Genomic DNA, 17,591 nt, shown 5'->3' with positions numbered 1-17,591 from the left:
GGTCAACAAACAATAAAGGAAATATGTGGAATGCTTTTTTTCTTAGTCTCTATTTACTTATTGCTTTTACCATTATTATAAGTATCCTTTTGCACGGTGCCAAACCTTCAAAAAGTTTGGCCTGGATGCTGGCCATTTTTACCATACCCGTAGGTGGAATGGTACTTTATCTACTTTTAGGAAGAAATAGGAGAAAAAATAAGTTGTTGAAATTAAAAAAGAAGGCTTTTTTAAATTTACCGGAACCCTTAATGAAGCACATGGCTTCCATGAACGGGAAGTACCAAAAACTAATGACCTTGGTGTACCGTAATTCACATTTTCCTCCCACGGACCAGAATGATCTCCGTCTGTTGAAAGATGGAAAAACGACCTTCGAATCTATCTTCGAAGCTTTGGAAAATGCTCAATATAGGATACATCTACAGTATTACATTTTTGAAGAAGGGGAACTTGCGCAGAAGCTATTGCAGCTTTTTGAGCATAAAATTGAGCAAGGGGTAGAAGTAAGAATGATCTATGACGGTATTGGTAGCTTTTCCTTAAGTAAGGCCTATTTGAAAAAATTAAAGATTATGGGGGTAGAGGTATATCCTTTTCTTCCGTTCAGGTTCGGGCGTTTTTTTTCTTCCTTAAACTATAGAAACCATAGAAAGATCATTATAGTAGATGGCAAAGTGGCATTTACCGGAGGAATCAATGTCTCTGATAAATACTTGAAAGGTGATATGGAACTGGGCAACTGGCACGATATGCACCTTAGGTTGGAAGGTACCGCAGCCAGTCATTTGGATTTTGTTTTTGCAATGGATTGGTACCTGGTTTGTCAGAAGACCATTTCTGTGCTTCCCTTGGATACGCATAACGGTACCTTTAAAAAAAGTGAAGGCAAACTTGTACAAATTGTCTCGGGGGGGCCGGACGATGATTTTCCTTCGCTTGAACAAACTTATTTTACAATGATCAATAAGGCGAAGAATTATCTGTTTATAACCAATCCCTATGTAATTCCAGGACAGGCTATGATGCAGGCCTTGCAGACCGCCGCCCTGGGAGGTGTGGATATACGGTTAATGGTTTCCGAGAATGCGGACAACAAAATAGTAAGTTGGAGTGTACGGTCTTATTTTGAACCCCTTCTTAGATCTGGTATCAAGATCTATTTATTTCCCGACGGATTTTTACATAGTAAAATTATTGTAAGTGATGATGCCATTGCTACCATAGGTACGGCTAATTTGGATGATAGGAGTTTTGAACAGAACTATGAAGTAAATGCCATTGTTTATGATAGCTCTTTTGCACAGTTGTTAAAGGAGGATTTTCTTAGTGATGCCTACTCCAGTAGAATGCTGATATATGAAGATTATATAAAGAGACCTTGGGCGGACAAGCTAAAGGAGGGTTTTGGAAAAGTGTTTAGTTCGTTGTTGTGAAGCTATAGTTTTTATACGTCCAGTTCATTCCTACTGGGTTTCCCTTCTTTCCAACTATTTAGATTTTCAAAAGTAACCATCGCTATATTGGTCAGCGCTTCTTTGGTTATAAAGCCTTGGTGTGGCGTAAGCAGTACATTGGGAAAGGACAATAATTTAATTAATTGCATATCTTTTATCCCTTCGGTAGAATTATCCGTAAAGAACGACCCTATTTCCTTTTCATAAACATCAGTGCAGTAGCCCCCAATAGCTTTTTTCTCTAGAGCACTGATCAACTCTTTGGTTTCCACCAGGGCCCCTCTTGCTGTATTTATCAAAACAACTTCCGGTTTCATTAGTGATAGTTTTTGTTTGTCTATCAAATAGTGGCTCTCTTGGGTTAATGGAATGTGAAGGCTTATTATATCGGATTGTTCGCAAAGCTGGTCCAATGAAGTGTAGGAGAGATCATATAATTGAACAAGTCCAAAATCAGGTTTAAGGTCGTTGGCCAATATCTTGCAGCCAAAACCGTGCATAATCTTCGCCATAACACTGCCTATATTACCTGTTCCTATAATGCCTACGGTTTTTTGGTTCAAATCGAAGCCCATCAAGTTGTTCTGTAGAAAATTATAGGAGTGTACCTGCCTATCTGCCAAAACAATCTTCCGGTTAAGTGCCTGCAATAGGGCAATGGCATGTTCGGCAATGGAGTAGGGGGAATAGTACGGGACATTGGCTACCTTAAGCCCATATTTATGTGCCGTTTTAAGATGCACGTTGTTATACCCTGCCGAACGCAGGCTAATGTAGCGAACCCCCATATCGGATAATTTTTCCAATACCAAGGAGGAGGCATCATCACCAGAAAATATGGATACCGCCTTATGGCCAAGAGCTTGGATGGCCGTCTCGGAATTTAAGGCATCTTTTGTATAGCTTACCTTATGACGGTCGTTATTGGCATTATCTAAAAAAGGGATTTCAAAATCTTTAGCGCTATAGACCAGTAATTTCATTTTTTCCTTCTTTGATAAAAATTAGATCTTGGTCTTCCATAGCCATAACAACAAGTTTTATGTAATCTTTTATAGTCTTTTGTAGGTTATTGGGGTCGGTGATGTCTATACTTCCCCTCCAGATCATTGCCCTTTCCTTGCCCTCACAAATACAGTACAGTGTAGTCTCGGCATGGTATACCGTAAATTTATCATAATATCCTTGGTCGTAATAGATGTCCTGGTGACTTAGATAATCGTCATTAAACCTGCCTTGGTAATTGTTCCACTTGGCAATGGATTTCAAAAAGCTTTCCTTATCCTCCGAACCAACGACCTTGGTAAACAATATGGCATCAAAATCCTTGTTCAGTAGACTTTGTTCCACATCGTCCAGTTCTTTTTCGGTCTTGCGGGAGTTGGAAAAGGAAACGTCAAAAACATCGAGGCTTCGCATGGCCTCAACATTTCGTTTGCTAAATTCTTCCTGCATGTTGGTTTCAAAATCCATTCTGGCCTCCGGGTTTGAGGCCATACCTACTATCAATACCTTATTGGCATGGAACAGTACAATGTCCGGGTTTTTCCAGTTTTCTACCAAACTCGTGGAAGAACATCCCATTAATACTATTGCGGATAGGACTAATATTTTTTTCATGGTACCATTTTATTTGATTATTTTACTTTAATTGAACCTTTATGGGAAAAATGATATTGAATTGCAAAGGATCGATCATATTTAACTGCTACTGTATTCTCTACAATGAAAATGTTTTTAAAAATTATGGATATTGTATAACTAATTTCTTCTTTTGATCTGGAACGGCGTACAAGGTAGCTGATAAACGGTCTAAAAAAAATGACGGGGGTCACATACACTTTTATTTTTCCACCTTAGAGTACATTTTTAGAACACCGTCGGCATAATGGAAAATTTCGGCTTTAAGATGTTTGAAGTTCACAAGGCATTCCTTCACTTCGGCCTTTAATTTATCAAGTCTTTTGTTTTCAGCTACCAAGACTGAAGAGTGGGTGTTTTCTCCTATAAATTCCAAATCTCTCAAGAATGTGTAAATATCCTTTTTAATTTCCTGACATCCAGAGGTAAGGCTGGCAATTCGGCTTCCATAGTTCTGAAGCCGTTCAAAAAGATTTGGAGTGTTGGTATTAAAAGCATTGGACTTTAATAACCGCTCTATAAAAGTAATCTCTTCTTCTATAAACTGAAGGTCTGTTTTCCAAATTTTAATATTCCAATCTAAATCGGCAATTATTCTTGCTTTATCGGAAGTCGAATTTTCTTGTTCCATTTTTTTTAAATCAAGTTTAAGGGCATAACCTGGTAAATTCATTGTATAGTATTATTAAGGCCAACTTAAGGACCATCCCATATAATATGGTCTGTCCTATTCAGACAATGACTTGATGTATTTCACTTAATTTTGGAATTTGTACGTTCCAACCAAGAACATCCCTGATCTTTACCCTAAAGGCATCGAGGGAAGTAGGTTCTCCATGGATAAGGAACACTGTTTCAGGAATATTTTCGATGTCCTCCATCCAATGTAACAGTTCGCTTTGATCGGCATGGGCAGATAGACTTTCCAAATGATGAACCTTGCCCTTCACCGGATAATATTTTCCGAACAGCTTTAGTTCATATGCTCCTTCCAATAGTTGGCGTCCACGGGTTCCTTCCGCTTGGAAACCTACCAATAAAACAAATGTTGATGGTAGGTCTATCCACTGTTTTAAATAGGTGAGTACCCTGCCTCCGGTAACCATACCGCTTCCCGCAATTACAATTTTGGATCTGGGATCGTCAATGGTCTTCCAAGTGTCGGCGTAGGAGGTTATAATATTAAAATGACTGCACATGGCCTTATACTCGTTCATGGGCATTTTGTGCCAATGTGGAAATTGTTCAAAAACGGATAGTACATTATTCCCCATGGGGCTATCTATAAAAATAGGAATATTGGGGATCCTGTTTTTTTTATACAACCGCCAGAGGAGGTACATTAAAGATTGTAGTCGCTCTACGGCAAAGGAAGGGATGATCAGATTTCCCCTTTCCCGAATGGTGGTTTTAATAAGATTTCCAAGTATTCCTTCCACATCCTCCTCAGGATGTAATTTATTTCCATAGGTGCTTTCCAAAAAAAGGTAATCGGCCCATTTTGGACGCTCCGGTGCCTCCAATAGGTCGTCGTGGAGCCTCCCAATATCTCCGGAAAAGACGAACAATTTCCCGAAGATTTCCAATTCTATAAAAGTTGCCCCAATGATATGCCCATTATATCGGAATTTGAAACGTATATTATCCGATAAGGTAATCCAAACCTCCTTTTCGCGGGATTCGAATAAGTCAATGGTACGCTCCGCATCCTTTATGGTGTAAAATGCCAATGCCGGGCTATGCTTGCTATATCCTTCCTTATTGGCCTGTTCGGCCTCTTCTTCATGTATCTTGGCACTGTCCAAAAGAATTATTCGGGTAACGGCCAAAGTGGGAGCTGTACCTATAATTTTTCCTTTAAAGCCTTCCTTCAATAATCTGGGAAGGTATCCTGTATGGTCCAGGTGTCCGTGCGTTAATAGGACCAAATCTATCTTAGACGCATCTATGGGTAAGGGAATCCAGTTTTGTTGTCGTAGTTCTTTAAGTCCCTGGAACAAGCCACAATCCACCATAATATTCAATTCAGGGGTTTCCAAATAGAATTTGGAACCCGTAACGGTTCCGGAAGCGCCCAAGAAATGGATTTTTACAGTATTCATGGTTTATTGGTTACAGAGTTGTTTAATTTCTTCCAATATTTTTTCCTTTCTTGTATTGGAGATTCCCATATGGTCCAAAAAAAACTTGTCCTTCCAAAGTTGTCTGCACAACACCACATCCCTACTCAATAGAAATTGTTTTTCCCTATTGCTGAGCAGTGTGGATACGGTGATGGGGTAAAGTCCCAATCGATCGATACGATCTTTAATGCCATCATTTGGCGGAAGGTCCCAGCTTAATAGATAAAGGTCGGCGCATTTGCCATAAGCTATGGCGTCTGCCGTAAACCTGGTATTGGTTACCACCCATCCTATATCCATTTTTTTTGTTTCATTTTTTTTGGTTTCCCAATGCGCCTTTACGTCCTCATATCTGGAATGGATATAGAGGGGAATCTTAACGTTGCAGTTTCGGCCTTCTTCAGAGTGGAATTTACATTCTATAATGGTGATGGTCCCATTTTTTTCAGCAATTACATCAATTTCATGGGTGACACAGATACCGTTCATAATTTCATCCACACGGGTATGGTAACCCGAATACTCCAGGATAGCGGCAACAAAACGTTCAAAGGGAAATCCGGTGGGTCCCAGTTCGTAGAGGGCTTTTTTTAATTTGTATTTTGAGGCAAAGATCGATTTATTTTTTTTTAACAGTGCAAAGGCCCTATTGTAGATTTCCGTTGTGGATATCCCCTCATAAAGTTCATCTTTTACCTTGTCAACAATTTTTTCAACAACCTTATGGTCCGCTCCACTGTGTTTTAGGGAGTTGCGAAGTTTGTCCAAAGAAAATTTGGCCCGTTCCCCAGAGGATTTTAGAATTTCAAAGTTCACAGGCTCCTTCATATTGCTGTTTTAGTTTAATATCAACTTCGGGAATTTTCAATAGTTGTAAAGTATTGGAGGCCAATGTCACTTTTCCTTCGGTACTTAAAATGGACCTCTCTATAAGTTCAAAAAGTTCATGTTTGGTATTACGCCTTAATTTATAATCCGTGATATACCTTAAATTTATGGCTATCCAATTGTCGGTAAGGCTAATAGCAAGTGTAGGGGCTATTTTTGCATTTTCAATATAGTAGCGTTTTACCATCCCTTCCCATATGGCCAAGGAGTTTTTTGTAGCGTCCGATAGAAGTTCGGTGGCATTATCCAGAATTATTTTTTTTGCCAATTCCACATCGGAACCGTAAGTGATAAGTACATTAAGTTCATCCCAAACAAAGGGGAAATCCATGGAATAATTTTTAATTGGCCCTTTAAAAACAAAGGCATTGCTGATTTTTACGATCCTACCGGAATAATTGTCGCTACTTACCCATTCCCCAATTTCCATTAATGTGGTATATATACTGTCTATGTCAATAACATCTCCTCTAATTCCATTGATTTCAATACGGTCTCCAGGTTGGTAGACCCGTACAAAAAAGATATAGAAGGATCCGGCGATACTAAGTATCAACTCTTGTAGAGTAAAGGTTATTCCCGCTGTAAATAGCCCGATGATAATAGTATAATCTTTAATATTTTCAAAGGTAAAGCCCATTAATATTACCAGTGCTATAAGCACATAGCCAAGGACCTCTACTCCCTTTTGTGCCTTGTACCTAATGGAAATATTGTCTATACTTTTTCTTAGTACCCTTCTAAAAATCCCTATACATAATACAATGACCAATATCCAAAGTACCAATTTTGTATATCTTAGGATAGTAGGATTATTGAAAAGGTCCAAATATTTTTCCATAGGTACATGGTATTATTAAAACAGCCAAAACCATTAATATTAAAAGGTCTTGCGGATGGTATTTAATTTTTATTATAGTAGGTTATAAAAGTCCCTTACCAATGCCCTAGTCTGGTTTTCGGTCATGCTGTCGGTCTTGGTGACCGTTTTTATTTTACCTGCCAGGCCTTTGTGGTGCTCCAAAAGTTCTTTTCTAAATTTCTCGTTGGTATCTGCAGGACCAAAAAGCGCTATGGCATCCGCATCCCCTATGGCATCTACCAGTTTTTTAAAATATGTTTTTAGCTGTGCTTTCTCCCTTTCCAGGTAGGTGCGTTCATGCGTAATATCTTGGGTTGCACCGGATTTTACCCTTGGTCCTGAGCTACTTTTACGATTATAAAATTCCATCTCCGAAAATATGGTTTCCAGCTGCTCTTCTTCTTTGTCCAAACGGATAATATAGGCTTTTTCCCTATCCATCCAAATTCCAATATTTTTCATATGTTAACATTTATTGCCTGCCTGTTCGGCAGATAGGTTTATTATCCCGATAGTTATCGGGAGTTAGACCTGCCCGAATTCTTCGTTCCTGTCCTTACCGGAACGGGCGGACAGGCGGGGGTAATTATTCACATCATTTTGACTTATTTTTAAAGGAGTTCATGAATCTTCGATTTCGCCTATTAACATTTCGTCCGGATAATTATCTGGAGGTATCAACTTTATTGTTATGGCTTATTTCATAATACCGAGTTTTTAAGGTTCGTTCAAAGCCAAAATGGGAACGGTGGCATCATAACCAATTTCCTTGACCAATGGTCTGGAAAAAATACTATGGAAAAGAAAATGTTTTTTGTTTATGAATGCTATCATGTCGCTGTTCCTGCTTTCGACAAACGAGCTTATTCCTCTGGCGATATCCTTATCCGTGAGCGTATGGAAGCTATGGTCAACACTGTTAAGGATGTCGTCCAGGAGTTGTTTGTGGGTTTCCTGCCCTTCGTCCAGTACAGTTTTTTTCGTAAAGTGTAAAACGCGTATGGTCGCATTGTGCAATTTGGCTATCTCGATCAAATAATTCAATTCCTTGCGGCTAAAGGCGGATTTATAATTGGTAGGAAATACAATTTCCTTGGGAGTACTAAACCGCAGTCCATCCGGAATCGCCATGACCGGGCACTCCCTTATTTGCTCCATGGCATTTACCGTATTGCTCCCAAAAATTATCCCCTTGACACCCGTAGCTCCCTGTGTTCCCATGATTACAAGGTCTATATCCTTACTGGCAATGGTCCGTTTCATAGCTTCTGAGAGAAAATTGAAAGAAGAAATGGTGTGATAAGAATGTTTGGGGTTGTCGTAATGCAGCTCCAGCATGTCCAATAGTTTAGCAAATGCTTCCTCCGAAGCCCCTTTGGCCGCTTCATATTCCGCACTGCCCGGTTCTGGCATTATAAGGGTGGCGGTGGTGTAATTGTCCAAACGGAACACGTTCAGAAAATAGAATTCACAATTAAGCTTTGCGTAAAGGCCCAAGGCATAGCGTATGGCGTTCAGTGCATTTTTGGAAAAATCGGTAGGAACTAAAATTCTTTTGTCCATAACAGTATTATTTAATTATTTAAAAATAATAGGCTTTCGTGACAGATTCTATGACAACGGTCATTCTTGGGATGGGAGAATTAGGAATGGGATATCGGAATACATACTCACGTCCTTTACAACCGGTTCACGGGTTAGTTTTTCAAAAAGGTTTCGTTTTTGATGTACCATGGCGTACATATCCACTTTCAACTTCTCCAAAAAAACATCTATTACCTTGGCCTTGTCGTCAAAATTCCTGATCCACTGAAATGAATGGTCTACCTTGTTTAAATAGTCTTTCAATTTCTTTTTATGCTCCTCTTGGGCCTTGTTCAGGATATGTTGCTCCTGAACGTGGACTACCCTAATGGCTGCATTGGAAAGGGAAGCGATGTATAACAGTTGATCTATCGTTTTTGGGCCACAATCCTTTTTTAAGTCGGTCACAAAGGCGATTTGTTTAATCGGGTGAAAATCCATTTCCCCGGGAATGGCCAATAATGGGCATTTTTTAAGGTGATCGGCCACTTTTATAGTGTTGCTTCCAAAAAATACATCGGTAGCTTCAGTAAGTCCTTTGTTGCCCATGGTCAACAAATCGATATTAAGTTCCTCAATCTTTTGTGCTATTATACTGGTCAAGTCGCCCTTTTGCGAAATGGTCTTGTAAACATGTAGGGGATTCTCGTTGTCCAAGACTATTTTGTGTTTGGTTTGCGTTAATTTTTCCTTGGATTCCGATTCCAGTTCCTTCAGATATTTTTTGGGGTTTAGGATGGGAAGTGTTTTGCCGGGGGACAAGGTAAGTTCTGAATAGGTGTTTAGAATGAAAAAAGTACATGTTTCCGATGCAAGAAGTTTTGATACATAGAATAGGGCACAATAGGCATTATTGGAAAAGTCGGTGGCAACAAGTATGTTTTTCATTATCCATGAATTAAAATTGTGGAATTACCATAAATGGAATAGTGACGTGGAAACCAATTTTCTTGATTACGGGTTCAATAAAAAGTCGCTCCATAAAAGTATGCTTGTTCTGAACCATGACCAGAAGGTTGATTTTTTCTTTGGCCTGGAACTCATTGATTGCATTGATAATTTCATTATTGGGAACATCGTGGAACAGTGCCTTGGGACCCAAAATTTTTTCAAGGCCTTTCTTTTGCCTTTCTTGTTCAGGGGTCAATTCATATCCCGTGGATACATGAAGCACATTTATCTGTGAACCGTGTTCATCCGCTATTTCCAAAAGCTGTGCTAATCTTTCTTTACTGAATTCTATTTCAAAATCTGTTGGAAATAAAATTTCCAAGGGATTTTCATATTCAAAATTGGGGGGTATTACCAGAACGGGGCAATCAACTTTTCTTATAACATGGACCGTATTCGTTCCAAAGAGTATTTCCTCTGCCCCTGTGGCCCCTTTGGTACCCATTACAACCAAATGTATACCTTCGGATTCAACGGTTTCCATAACTTCGTTTACCAAGGTGTTGAAGGCAGTGTGAACAACAAAATTATGATCGGGGTTATGGTATTCCTTTTCCAAACGGCTTTTTAGTTTTTCCAGTTGGGTCATGGATGTTTCCTGCATTATATCTCCCAGGCCTATAAGACCCGGACTACCCACCAAATATTCCATATTGTACACTGGCGGCATATAGGTATGCATAAGGTAAAATTTACATTTTGCATTTTTGAACAGCTTTAATGCGTAGTGGATCGCCTTAAGGGAGTTATCTGAAAAATCTGTGGGAAGCAATATTCGTTTCATTGTAAGAATTGCGTTAGAACTATAAAATTAATGCGTAAGATTTATGAAAACCATGATATTCGTCAGTTCCGGATTTTCATTATTTTGGTAATTTTACTCGATAATCGAGATTTAATCCCGATAACTATCTGGAGCTCCGACCCTTGTGTTCGGATGGGCCTGGATTTGTCAGTAGACAGGTCAGCCCGTTTCGTTCAGGCGGGCTTGCCCGAGGTAGTTAACTTTTCAAAAATTGAATTATGAAGGATAGTTTTAATAATATTATCAATTCTGATATCCCTGTTTTGGTCGATTTTTACGCCGACTGGTGCGGCCCCTGTAAAATGTTGGCACCTATTTTAAAACAGGTCAAGGAGGAAATGGGAAATACCCTAAAAATCGTAAAGATCGATGTGGACAAGAATCAATCCTTGGCCAGTACCTATCAAGTAAGGGGGGTCCCTACCTTGTTATTGTTTAAAAACGGAAAGCAGGTTTGGCGGGAATCCGGAGTGCTTCAAAAGAACGACATCCTAAGGATTGTTCAACAGCATATTTAATTGCGGAGATGTTCCCGGTAATGGGTTCAAGTTGTAATTTTCTATTCGTGAACAATTAGAAAAGGAACCTTGGTATGGTAACTTATCTTTTCCACGGCTGGCTTAAACAGAATGCGTTCCAAAAAGTTCAAGTTCTTGGCCACCATCACCAACATATCCAAATCCCTACTTTCTACAAATGCCTGTACTGCATCTTCCAGGTTCTTTATGGTGAGGGTATGAAAGGAGTGTTCGTTTTCCTTAAAATAGTTCTTAATAAATTCCTTGTTCTTCATTTGGAGATCGCTGAGGTCCTTCCCTTTTTGGGACACATATAGGAAGCGCAGGGCGGAATTATGCAATAATGCAAGCTCTTTGACATGGTTCAGGGCCTTTATATCATAGCTTAGCTGGAAATCTGTAGGAAACCCAATTTCTCGAGGGGTATTGTATTCGGCGTCTTCCGGCACGGCCAAAACCGCACATCGCACTTTGGTAAGTACATTACCGGTATTGCTCCCAAGGGAAACAGCCTTAAGGCCGGTGGCCCCTTTGGTCCCCATAATGATAAGGTCAATATTTTTATCTTTGACCTCTTGCTTAATATGATCTGTAAAAAATCCGTACAGCGCCAATGTATTAAAGGTATGTTTTGTGTTTAAGGGCAAACGTTGGATCTTTTTAAGCAATTCCTCTAATTTTTTCTTACTTTCCTTAAGTAAGGATTCCTCCAAGATTTCCGGGGAAACATACATGGCAGCTTCTCCACCGGAATTATAAGAAATGGGATTAATATGGACTATATAAAAGGTGCATTTGGTTTTGTGGTACAGTTCCATTCCGTATTTTACGGCATTCCAAGCATTATGGGAGAAGTCTGTAGGTATCAAAATATTTTTCATCCTTAAATCTTTGTTTAATTTCAACAATTTAAAAGTAGCTGGTCTTGCCCTTTCCCCCAATGACAATTATCATAAATACTTTAACGGGCAGTGGGGATTTAGGTGCTATCTCTATGACCCTAAATAAATGGGTGTCCCTTACCCTTGGCAAAAGTTACGGTTAGTCGGCATTTATCGGTGGCTCTTAGGCTTGTTCGGGAAGGAACAATACTGGAACCATAGAATGAAAGGCTACTTTTTTAATAACGGGCTCACCCATAATTTTTTCCCAAAAAGTGTGCCGGTATCTCACCATGGCCAATAAATCTGCCCTGGTATCATTAACATACTGTTCAATACTTTTGGCAATATTGGTCTCCATACCAAGTTTATGTAGGGAATAGTTGGAACCGGCCAAACGTTCTTCCAAAATTTTCATATTTGTTTTTTGGACATCGGTGAGTACAAATTCTTCTCCCAAATGGATTACCTGTATGGCCGTGTTCCAAAGTTTTGAAAGCTCCATCACGGGCAATAGCTCAAACTTTTCATGTTTTCGGGTATAATCCGTTGGAAAGACCAGTGTTTTTAGCTTTTGGAAGTTAAAGGCTGAAGGAACCACTATTATGGAAATATTTTTGAGTTGTTTTAGCACTTTTACCGTATTGCTGCCCATAAAGATTTCCTTTGCTCCTGTAGCCCCTTGAGTACCCATGATAACGAGATCTATGTCTCTTACCGATACTAATTCCAGGACCGATTCCTCCAAGGTGGCGGACCGGGAAATGGATTCAAAACTATGGTTCGGGTTGGGGTGGTTTTGATTCATGTAAGACAATATTTTATCTAGTTCCTGGGCGGAATACTGTGCCAATGAGTCATATATGACTCCCAACCGTTGTTGACTTTTCCGTCCCAACATGTTCATGGCCTTTGGCTCAAAGGCATGTAAAAGGAAAAACTTACATTTTACATCGGTATAGAGTTTTAATGCTGTAAATATGGCATTCCACGCATTGGCGGAAAAATCGGTGGGCAATAAGATTTTTTTCATCCTTGTAGCCTTTTATTTTATCGGGGTAGGTTTTGCATCACCAAAAAGGGCAGCTTTAATCGTAGTCCAATATCATCTACCGTAGATCTGTACAACATATCCTCTAGGAATGAATGCCGAGAGTTTACCATGACCAAAAGGTTTATATTGTTCTTTTTGATGTAATCCATTATGGCCTCGACCTTATTGGTAGTGGGGTGTCTTTCAAAAAAAAGGAATGCGTTGCCCAAAGATTCCTTTAAAAAGCGTTGGTTATCCATTTGTCTGAAGCTTAGGTCTTCAAAATCCGAAATGTAAAGACAGTGTATTTCCGATTTAAATTCGGAGGCCAAAGTATCAAGTAACTTCAATTCCCTGCGCTTATACGGTAGCATATAATCTGTGGGAAACAGTATTTTTTTTGGCTGTTGGTATTTGTAGTCCAAGGGAACTGCAAGTACTGGGCATTGCACGTATTTGAAAACCTGTACGGTATGGCTGCCAAAAGTAATATTTTTGTCTGCAGTTTGCCCTTTTGTACCCATAATTACCAGATCGATATTAATTTTATTGGCAAATTCGTTAACTGCATCGACCAAGGTGTCGAATGCTGAAAGCGTTTCATAAGTGTGTTTTGGATTGTATTCCCTGACAGCTAATTTTTGGATAAGATTTTTTAAGGATTTATCCGTATTGTTCCCAACAGTTTTCTTTCGTTCTTCAATGGAGGTTTCCCCATGGGTCTTGAAAGGTCCATAAACCTCATCCGCATATGCATGTAAAAAGTAAAAATTGGTGCGCTCACATTTGTATAGGTTCAGGGCATAGTCTATGGCGTGCATTGCACTATTGGAGAAATCGGTAGGAATTAAAACTGTTCTCATAGGTTATCTTTTGTATACCTGCCAAAGGTATCGTTAGCGGTATATACAACCTATGATATTTATCAGTAGCCCCATATCAACTTAAGTTTGGAACGTTTATTCGTGAAGGACAAGTAAAGGAACGCTGTTCTGAAAACTAATCTTTTTAATGGAGGGGCGGAACAAAAGTTGTTGCAAAAAATTGAGGTTCTTGGCCACCATGATTACCATATCTATTTTCTCGTTGATCACAAACTCCTCAATGGCCGTTTTTGTCCTTTCAACTTTCAGGTTGTGGATGCTATGCGATTTTTCATGGAGCTCCAATAGATAGTCCTGTAAATAGACCATATTCTGTTTTTGGGCCTCATTTAATTTTACGTTGGGTTTGGAGATATTAACAACTCTTAGTTTGGCATTGGTGATACGGAGCATTTTTGAAATTACCTCCAATATGGAATGGGAATAGAAAATATTGTAATCGGTAGGAAAGGCAATTTCCTTGGGGATGTACTGTAAGGCTTTTTCTGGAATCACCAATAGGTTACAGGGTACTTTGGTCATGACGTTCCCGGTATTGCTGCCCAAGATGGTTCCTTTTATGCCCGAGGCCCCTTTGGTTCCCATGACTATAAGACTTATCCTTTTGTCCACTACGGTTTTGCGAATTACATCTATGATGTTTCCAAACTCGTGAAGGGCAATAAAATGATGCTCCTTGTTGGTGGTAATGGTCTTAATACGAGCAAAGGTAGCTGCCAAATTATCCCTGAGTGCCATATTTATAGCCTTGGAGGGCATAACATCGGATGGCAAGGCAAAGGAATTGTAGTCCACACCGGATTGACTTAAAGCGTCCACGTGGAGTACATAAAAATTACAGGGAATATTTTTTAAAAGCGTTATGGCGTATTCAATAGCGTTCCAGGAATTTTTGGAAAAATCGGTGGGGAACAGTATATTCTTCATTCAAAATTAAATAGATGCATGGCTACAAAGCTAGGCCTATGGCCATCAACGAAATATGACATTGGTCAGTTTTCATTAAGAATATTGGAAATTTATTGATCTCGGTTAGAGTTAAAACCCCGTCTAAAAGAAGTAGGGCAGCAAAAGCAGGTATGTACTTTTGGGTATTTCGCCTTAGCAGATAAAAGTATTTTTGCCATAAGCCATAAGCCATAAGCCATAAGCCATAAGCCATAAGTAATAGGCCAGTGGTATTGAAATTTAAAGTTTAATCTAAATAATTCCCCGAAGCCCGTCCGACAGGAAACGGACGGGCCTCGGGTATAGCGCTATAGGTAGATACGATATACGGCATTGGATTATTTTGTCTTGTATCTTGGTTCCAGAAGCGCAGCGGTCTTGATTCTGATACCTCGTACGCTCTGCGTCGAGGTAGTTCATTTAATTTATGTACTGCAGGGCCTTTAGTTCCTTTATTCGGATATTTCTTCCTTCAATGTCGATTAGCCCTTCTTTTTTGAACCCGGACAGTGTACGTATTAGGCTTTCAGTGGCAATACCGGCTACACTGGCCAGATCGTTTCGAGAAATTTTAATCGGATCCTCGGTTTTTTTGTTCATTATTTCAGCAAACTGCAACAAGGTTTGGGCGGTTTTTTTGCGAACGGAACTGTAGGCCATTTGCAACAGTTGTTGTTTTATGTCCTTAATATTTCCGGATAGCAATTCCATTAATTCCAAGGAAATATTGTGGTTCTTTTCCAATACCTGTTTTAGATTTTCCTTGGATATCCCAGCGAGTTCCACATCCTCAATGGCGGTTGCCGATTCCTGATACGGGATATTGTCCATAAGGGAGGTAAATCCCAAAAAGTCGTCCGCCCTGTATAGGGAAGTGATCAGTTCTTTTCCGTCCTCGTCCATAGTATGGCATTTTACTACCCCTTTAAGGATAAGATATATTTTATGGGAATAGCTGCCTTCTTGAAAGATGGTACTTCCTTGGATAAGGCTAACGGGCTCCCCATTGTCGTCAAAAAAATTCTTCAACTCGTTCAAGGTGCGTATCTGATTTTCCGAACCTTCTGGATCTAAAGAGCCCTCCTGTGCCATACGCCCCAAAAGTTCCACTTTTGCCAATCGGCTTTCTATGGCATTTATGAGGTCTTCCTCTTCAAAGGGTTTGGTGAGGTAGTCATCTGCCCCCAGGTCCATTCCTTTTCGGATTTCTTTGTGTTCTGTTTTGGCCGATAGGAATATAAAGGGAATATGTTTGGTCTTTTCATTTGAGGACAGATCCTTTAGGACACCATAACCATCAACTTCTGGCATCATTATGTCACACACAATAATATCTGGCAATTTTTCTTTGGCCATGTGGATGCCAATTTTTCCGTTTGGGGCGGTAATCACGGAATAACCTGAAAGTTCCAAAAGCTCTTCCGTGTTTTCGCGTAAGGCCCTATCGTCCTCGATCAATAGAATATTCTTCATTGCTTTTTCAATTTATGTTTTCCAATGGGATAGCTATAGTAAAAATAGATCCTTTATTTTCTTCACTTGTAAATTCAATGGTGGCACCAAGATTCTCCAAATGCTGTTTGGCAATATTAAGCCCAATGCCCGTTCCTTGGTTCAATAATGCATTTTCTGCTCTGAAGTAACGGTTGAAAATATGTTTTTGATCCTCGGCAGGTATACCAATGCCGCGATCGATTACTTCTATTAGAGTGGTATCCTTTACCTGATTCACTGCTAGGCTTATGATGGTATCTTCAGGCGAATATTTAATGGCATTGTGAATCAGGTTGGACAGGGCCAATTCCAAGGTTTTTTCATCAAACCTGATGAAAATATCATCGATATTCTCAGGATACTGTATCGTTTGGCCAGCCTTGAGCAACATATTGGCTCCATATACTACCTCGTTTACGATCTTGCTGAGGGGAAAAGTTTCGATCTTATAATTTACCTTGCCCGAATCCAAACGCTCCACAGAAAGAAAGTCGGTTAAAATGGTATCCAAATAACGTACTTTGTTCTTTATGGTCTCTACGTGCTTGTCGCGCTTTTGCTGTTGGTGGCTTTCCGTATACTTGGCCAATAAGGTTATAGAGGTAAGTATACTGCTCAAAGGGGTCTTGAATTCATGGGAGACCAAGGAGAGAAAGCGTGTTTTTAGTTCGTTCAATTCCTTTTCCTTGGCCAAGGCCTCCGTAAGCTGTAGGGTACGCTCCTGTACCTTTTTTTCCAGTTTTTCGGTATAATTTTTTCGTTCCGTTATATCGAGTATTATAGCTACAATAACGTCCTTTTCACCAAAGGTGGATAGCTGCAAATGTACTTCCACAGGATAGATGGTCCCGTCCTTTCTTTTATGGTCGGTCTCAAATTTTACCTTATCCCTTGCGCCATTGAGCAGGGGTTCCAATAGTAGATGGAATTGAGGGGAATCCATATGGGGCTTTATATCCAAAGGTCTCAAGGACTTAAATTCTTCCAGGTCATAGCCGATATTTCGCTGCGCCTCTTTGTTTACGTTTACAAAATAAAGTGAGTTGGCGTCGAAAACATAGATTTCGTTAAGGGATTCATCAAATATTCTTGCCCAATGGCTGAGTTCCCTTTCTTTAATCTTTCGTTCCGTAATATCTATGACAAGTGCCATTACATAGGTTTCATCGAATAGCTTGAAAGGGTTGAGGCCTGCCTCAACAGGAAATTCCTCTCCATTTTTCCGTACCCCATGTAAATCCCTTCCCCGGCCCATTTGCCGACGTTCACTTTTATGGATAAAATCTTCCACATGATGACTATGATGCCTATGGAACCTTCCCGGTATCAAGGTATCCAATGGTTTTTCCAAAAGTTCCCCTTTTACATATCCAAACATTCGCTCGGCAGAGGAATTGGTTGCCACTATTATCTGTTGGGTATTGACTACTATAATTCCTTCGGATACCCCTTCGGAAAGTATATTGAAGATGTCACTATTTTTTTGGAAGGCCTGCATAAGCCAAAGATAAATTTTTTAAAC

At 39.7% G+C, this 17,591-nt stretch carries 18 protein-coding genes; 2 read left to right on the top strand and 16 right to left on the bottom strand.

What is annotated here, in order from left to right; all coding sequences use genetic code 11:
- Positions 1-23: 23 nt before the first annotated feature.
- A complete protein-coding gene (gene cls, locus D0S24_RS07490; RefSeq protein ID WP_117019209.1) occupies positions 24-1,436 on the top strand; it encodes a cardiolipin synthase in 1,413 nt (470 codons plus the stop codon).
- 11 nt (positions 1,437-1,447) lie between these two features.
- Here the strand turns inward: cls and D0S24_RS07485 are convergent, their stop codons facing one another.
- The 10 genes from D0S24_RS07485 to D0S24_RS07440 form a co-directional block, all read right to left on the bottom strand.
- Positions 1,448-2,440, bottom strand: a complete 993-nt coding sequence (locus D0S24_RS07485) for a 2-hydroxyacid dehydrogenase (RefSeq protein ID WP_117019208.1) — start codon at positions 2,438-2,440, stop codon at positions 1,448-1,450.
- Positions 2,421-3,077, bottom strand: a complete 657-nt coding sequence (locus D0S24_RS07480) for a hypothetical protein (RefSeq protein WP_117019207.1) — start codon at positions 3,075-3,077, stop codon at positions 2,421-2,423. The genes D0S24_RS07485 and D0S24_RS07480 overlap by 20 nt, the downstream gene beginning before the upstream one ends.
- Before the next feature lie 223 nt (positions 3,078-3,300).
- Entirely contained in the window at positions 3,301-3,729 is a 429-nt protein-coding gene (locus D0S24_RS07475; protein ID WP_147321436.1) for a hypothetical protein, read from the bottom strand.
- A 100-nt stretch (positions 3,730-3,829) separates the two neighbouring features.
- Positions 3,830-5,200, bottom strand: a complete 1,371-nt coding sequence (locus D0S24_RS07470; RefSeq protein ID WP_117019205.1) for an MBL fold metallo-hydrolase RNA specificity domain-containing protein — start codon at positions 5,198-5,200, stop codon at positions 3,830-3,832.
- Between the two features lie 3 nt (positions 5,201-5,203).
- On the bottom strand, positions 5,204-6,049 hold the full coding sequence (locus tag D0S24_RS07465; RefSeq protein ID WP_117019204.1) for an ATP cone domain-containing protein: 846 nt from the start codon (positions 6,047-6,049) through the stop codon (positions 5,204-5,206).
- On the bottom strand, positions 6,027-6,950 hold the full coding sequence (locus tag D0S24_RS07460) for a mechanosensitive ion channel family protein (RefSeq protein WP_117019203.1): 924 nt from the start codon (positions 6,948-6,950) through the stop codon (positions 6,027-6,029). Before D0S24_RS07460 ends, D0S24_RS07465 begins: the two co-directional genes overlap by 23 nt.
- A 72-nt stretch (positions 6,951-7,022) precedes the next feature.
- Positions 7,023-7,433 (bottom strand): hypothetical protein, encoded by a 411-nt coding sequence (locus D0S24_RS07455; RefSeq protein ID WP_117019202.1) that lies wholly within the window; start codon positions 7,431-7,433, stop codon positions 7,023-7,025.
- 255 nt (positions 7,434-7,688) lie between these two features.
- Positions 7,689-8,534, bottom strand: coding sequence for a universal stress protein (locus tag D0S24_RS07450; RefSeq protein WP_117019201.1), 846 nt, complete (start codon positions 8,532-8,534; stop codon positions 7,689-7,691).
- Positions 8,535-8,594: 60 nt separating this feature from the next.
- A complete protein-coding gene (locus D0S24_RS07445; RefSeq protein ID WP_117019200.1) occupies positions 8,595-9,443 on the bottom strand; it encodes a universal stress protein in 849 nt (282 codons plus the stop codon).
- Between the two features lie 10 nt (positions 9,444-9,453).
- The gene (locus D0S24_RS07440) at positions 9,454-10,290 is read right to left on the bottom strand and encodes a universal stress protein (protein ID WP_117019199.1); all 837 of its coding nucleotides are present in this window, start codon (positions 10,288-10,290) and stop codon (positions 9,454-9,456) included.
- A 239-nt stretch (positions 10,291-10,529) separates the two neighbouring features.
- On the opposite strand from D0S24_RS07440, the gene trxA reads away from it, so the two are divergent.
- A complete protein-coding gene (gene trxA / locus D0S24_RS07430) occupies positions 10,530-10,829 on the top strand; it encodes a thioredoxin (protein ID WP_117019197.1) in 300 nt (99 codons plus the stop codon).
- A 41-nt stretch (positions 10,830-10,870) separates the two neighbouring features.
- Here trxA and D0S24_RS07425 read toward each other — a convergent pair whose 3' ends face one another.
- The 6 genes from D0S24_RS07425 to D0S24_RS07395 all read right to left on the bottom strand — a co-directional run bounded on the left by D0S24_RS07425 (position 10,871) and on the right by D0S24_RS07395 (position 17,567).
- On the bottom strand, positions 10,871-11,710 hold the full coding sequence (locus D0S24_RS07425; protein WP_117019363.1) for a universal stress protein: 840 nt from the start codon (positions 11,708-11,710) through the stop codon (positions 10,871-10,873).
- Positions 11,711-11,894: 184 nt separating this feature from the next.
- The gene (locus tag D0S24_RS07420) at positions 11,895-12,743 is read right to left on the bottom strand and encodes a universal stress protein (protein WP_117019196.1); all 849 of its coding nucleotides are present in this window, start codon (positions 12,741-12,743) and stop codon (positions 11,895-11,897) included.
- A 17-nt stretch (positions 12,744-12,760) separates the two neighbouring features.
- The gene (locus D0S24_RS07415; protein WP_117019195.1) at positions 12,761-13,606 is read right to left on the bottom strand and encodes a universal stress protein; all 846 of its coding nucleotides are present in this window, start codon (positions 13,604-13,606) and stop codon (positions 12,761-12,763) included.
- 96 nt (positions 13,607-13,702) lie between these two features.
- The gene (locus D0S24_RS07410) at positions 13,703-14,554 is read right to left on the bottom strand and encodes a universal stress protein (protein WP_117019194.1); all 852 of its coding nucleotides are present in this window, start codon (positions 14,552-14,554) and stop codon (positions 13,703-13,705) included.
- 441 nt (positions 14,555-14,995) lie between these two features.
- On the bottom strand, positions 14,996-16,048 hold the full coding sequence (locus tag D0S24_RS07400) for a response regulator (RefSeq protein WP_117019192.1): 1,053 nt from the start codon (positions 16,046-16,048) through the stop codon (positions 14,996-14,998).
- Positions 16,049-16,055: 7 nt separating this feature from the next.
- Entirely contained in the window at positions 16,056-17,567 is a 1,512-nt protein-coding gene (locus D0S24_RS07395) for a PAS domain S-box protein (protein ID WP_117019191.1), read from the bottom strand.
- Between the last annotated feature and the right edge of the window lie 24 nt (positions 17,568-17,591).

The organism is Arenibacter sp. P308M17 (genome assembly GCF_003426735.1).
Taxonomy (GTDB): Bacteria; Bacteroidota; Bacteroidia; order Flavobacteriales; family Flavobacteriaceae; genus Arenibacter.
Note: the sequence above shows the minus strand (reverse complement) of the source record. Positions and strands in the feature narration are given on the sequence as shown.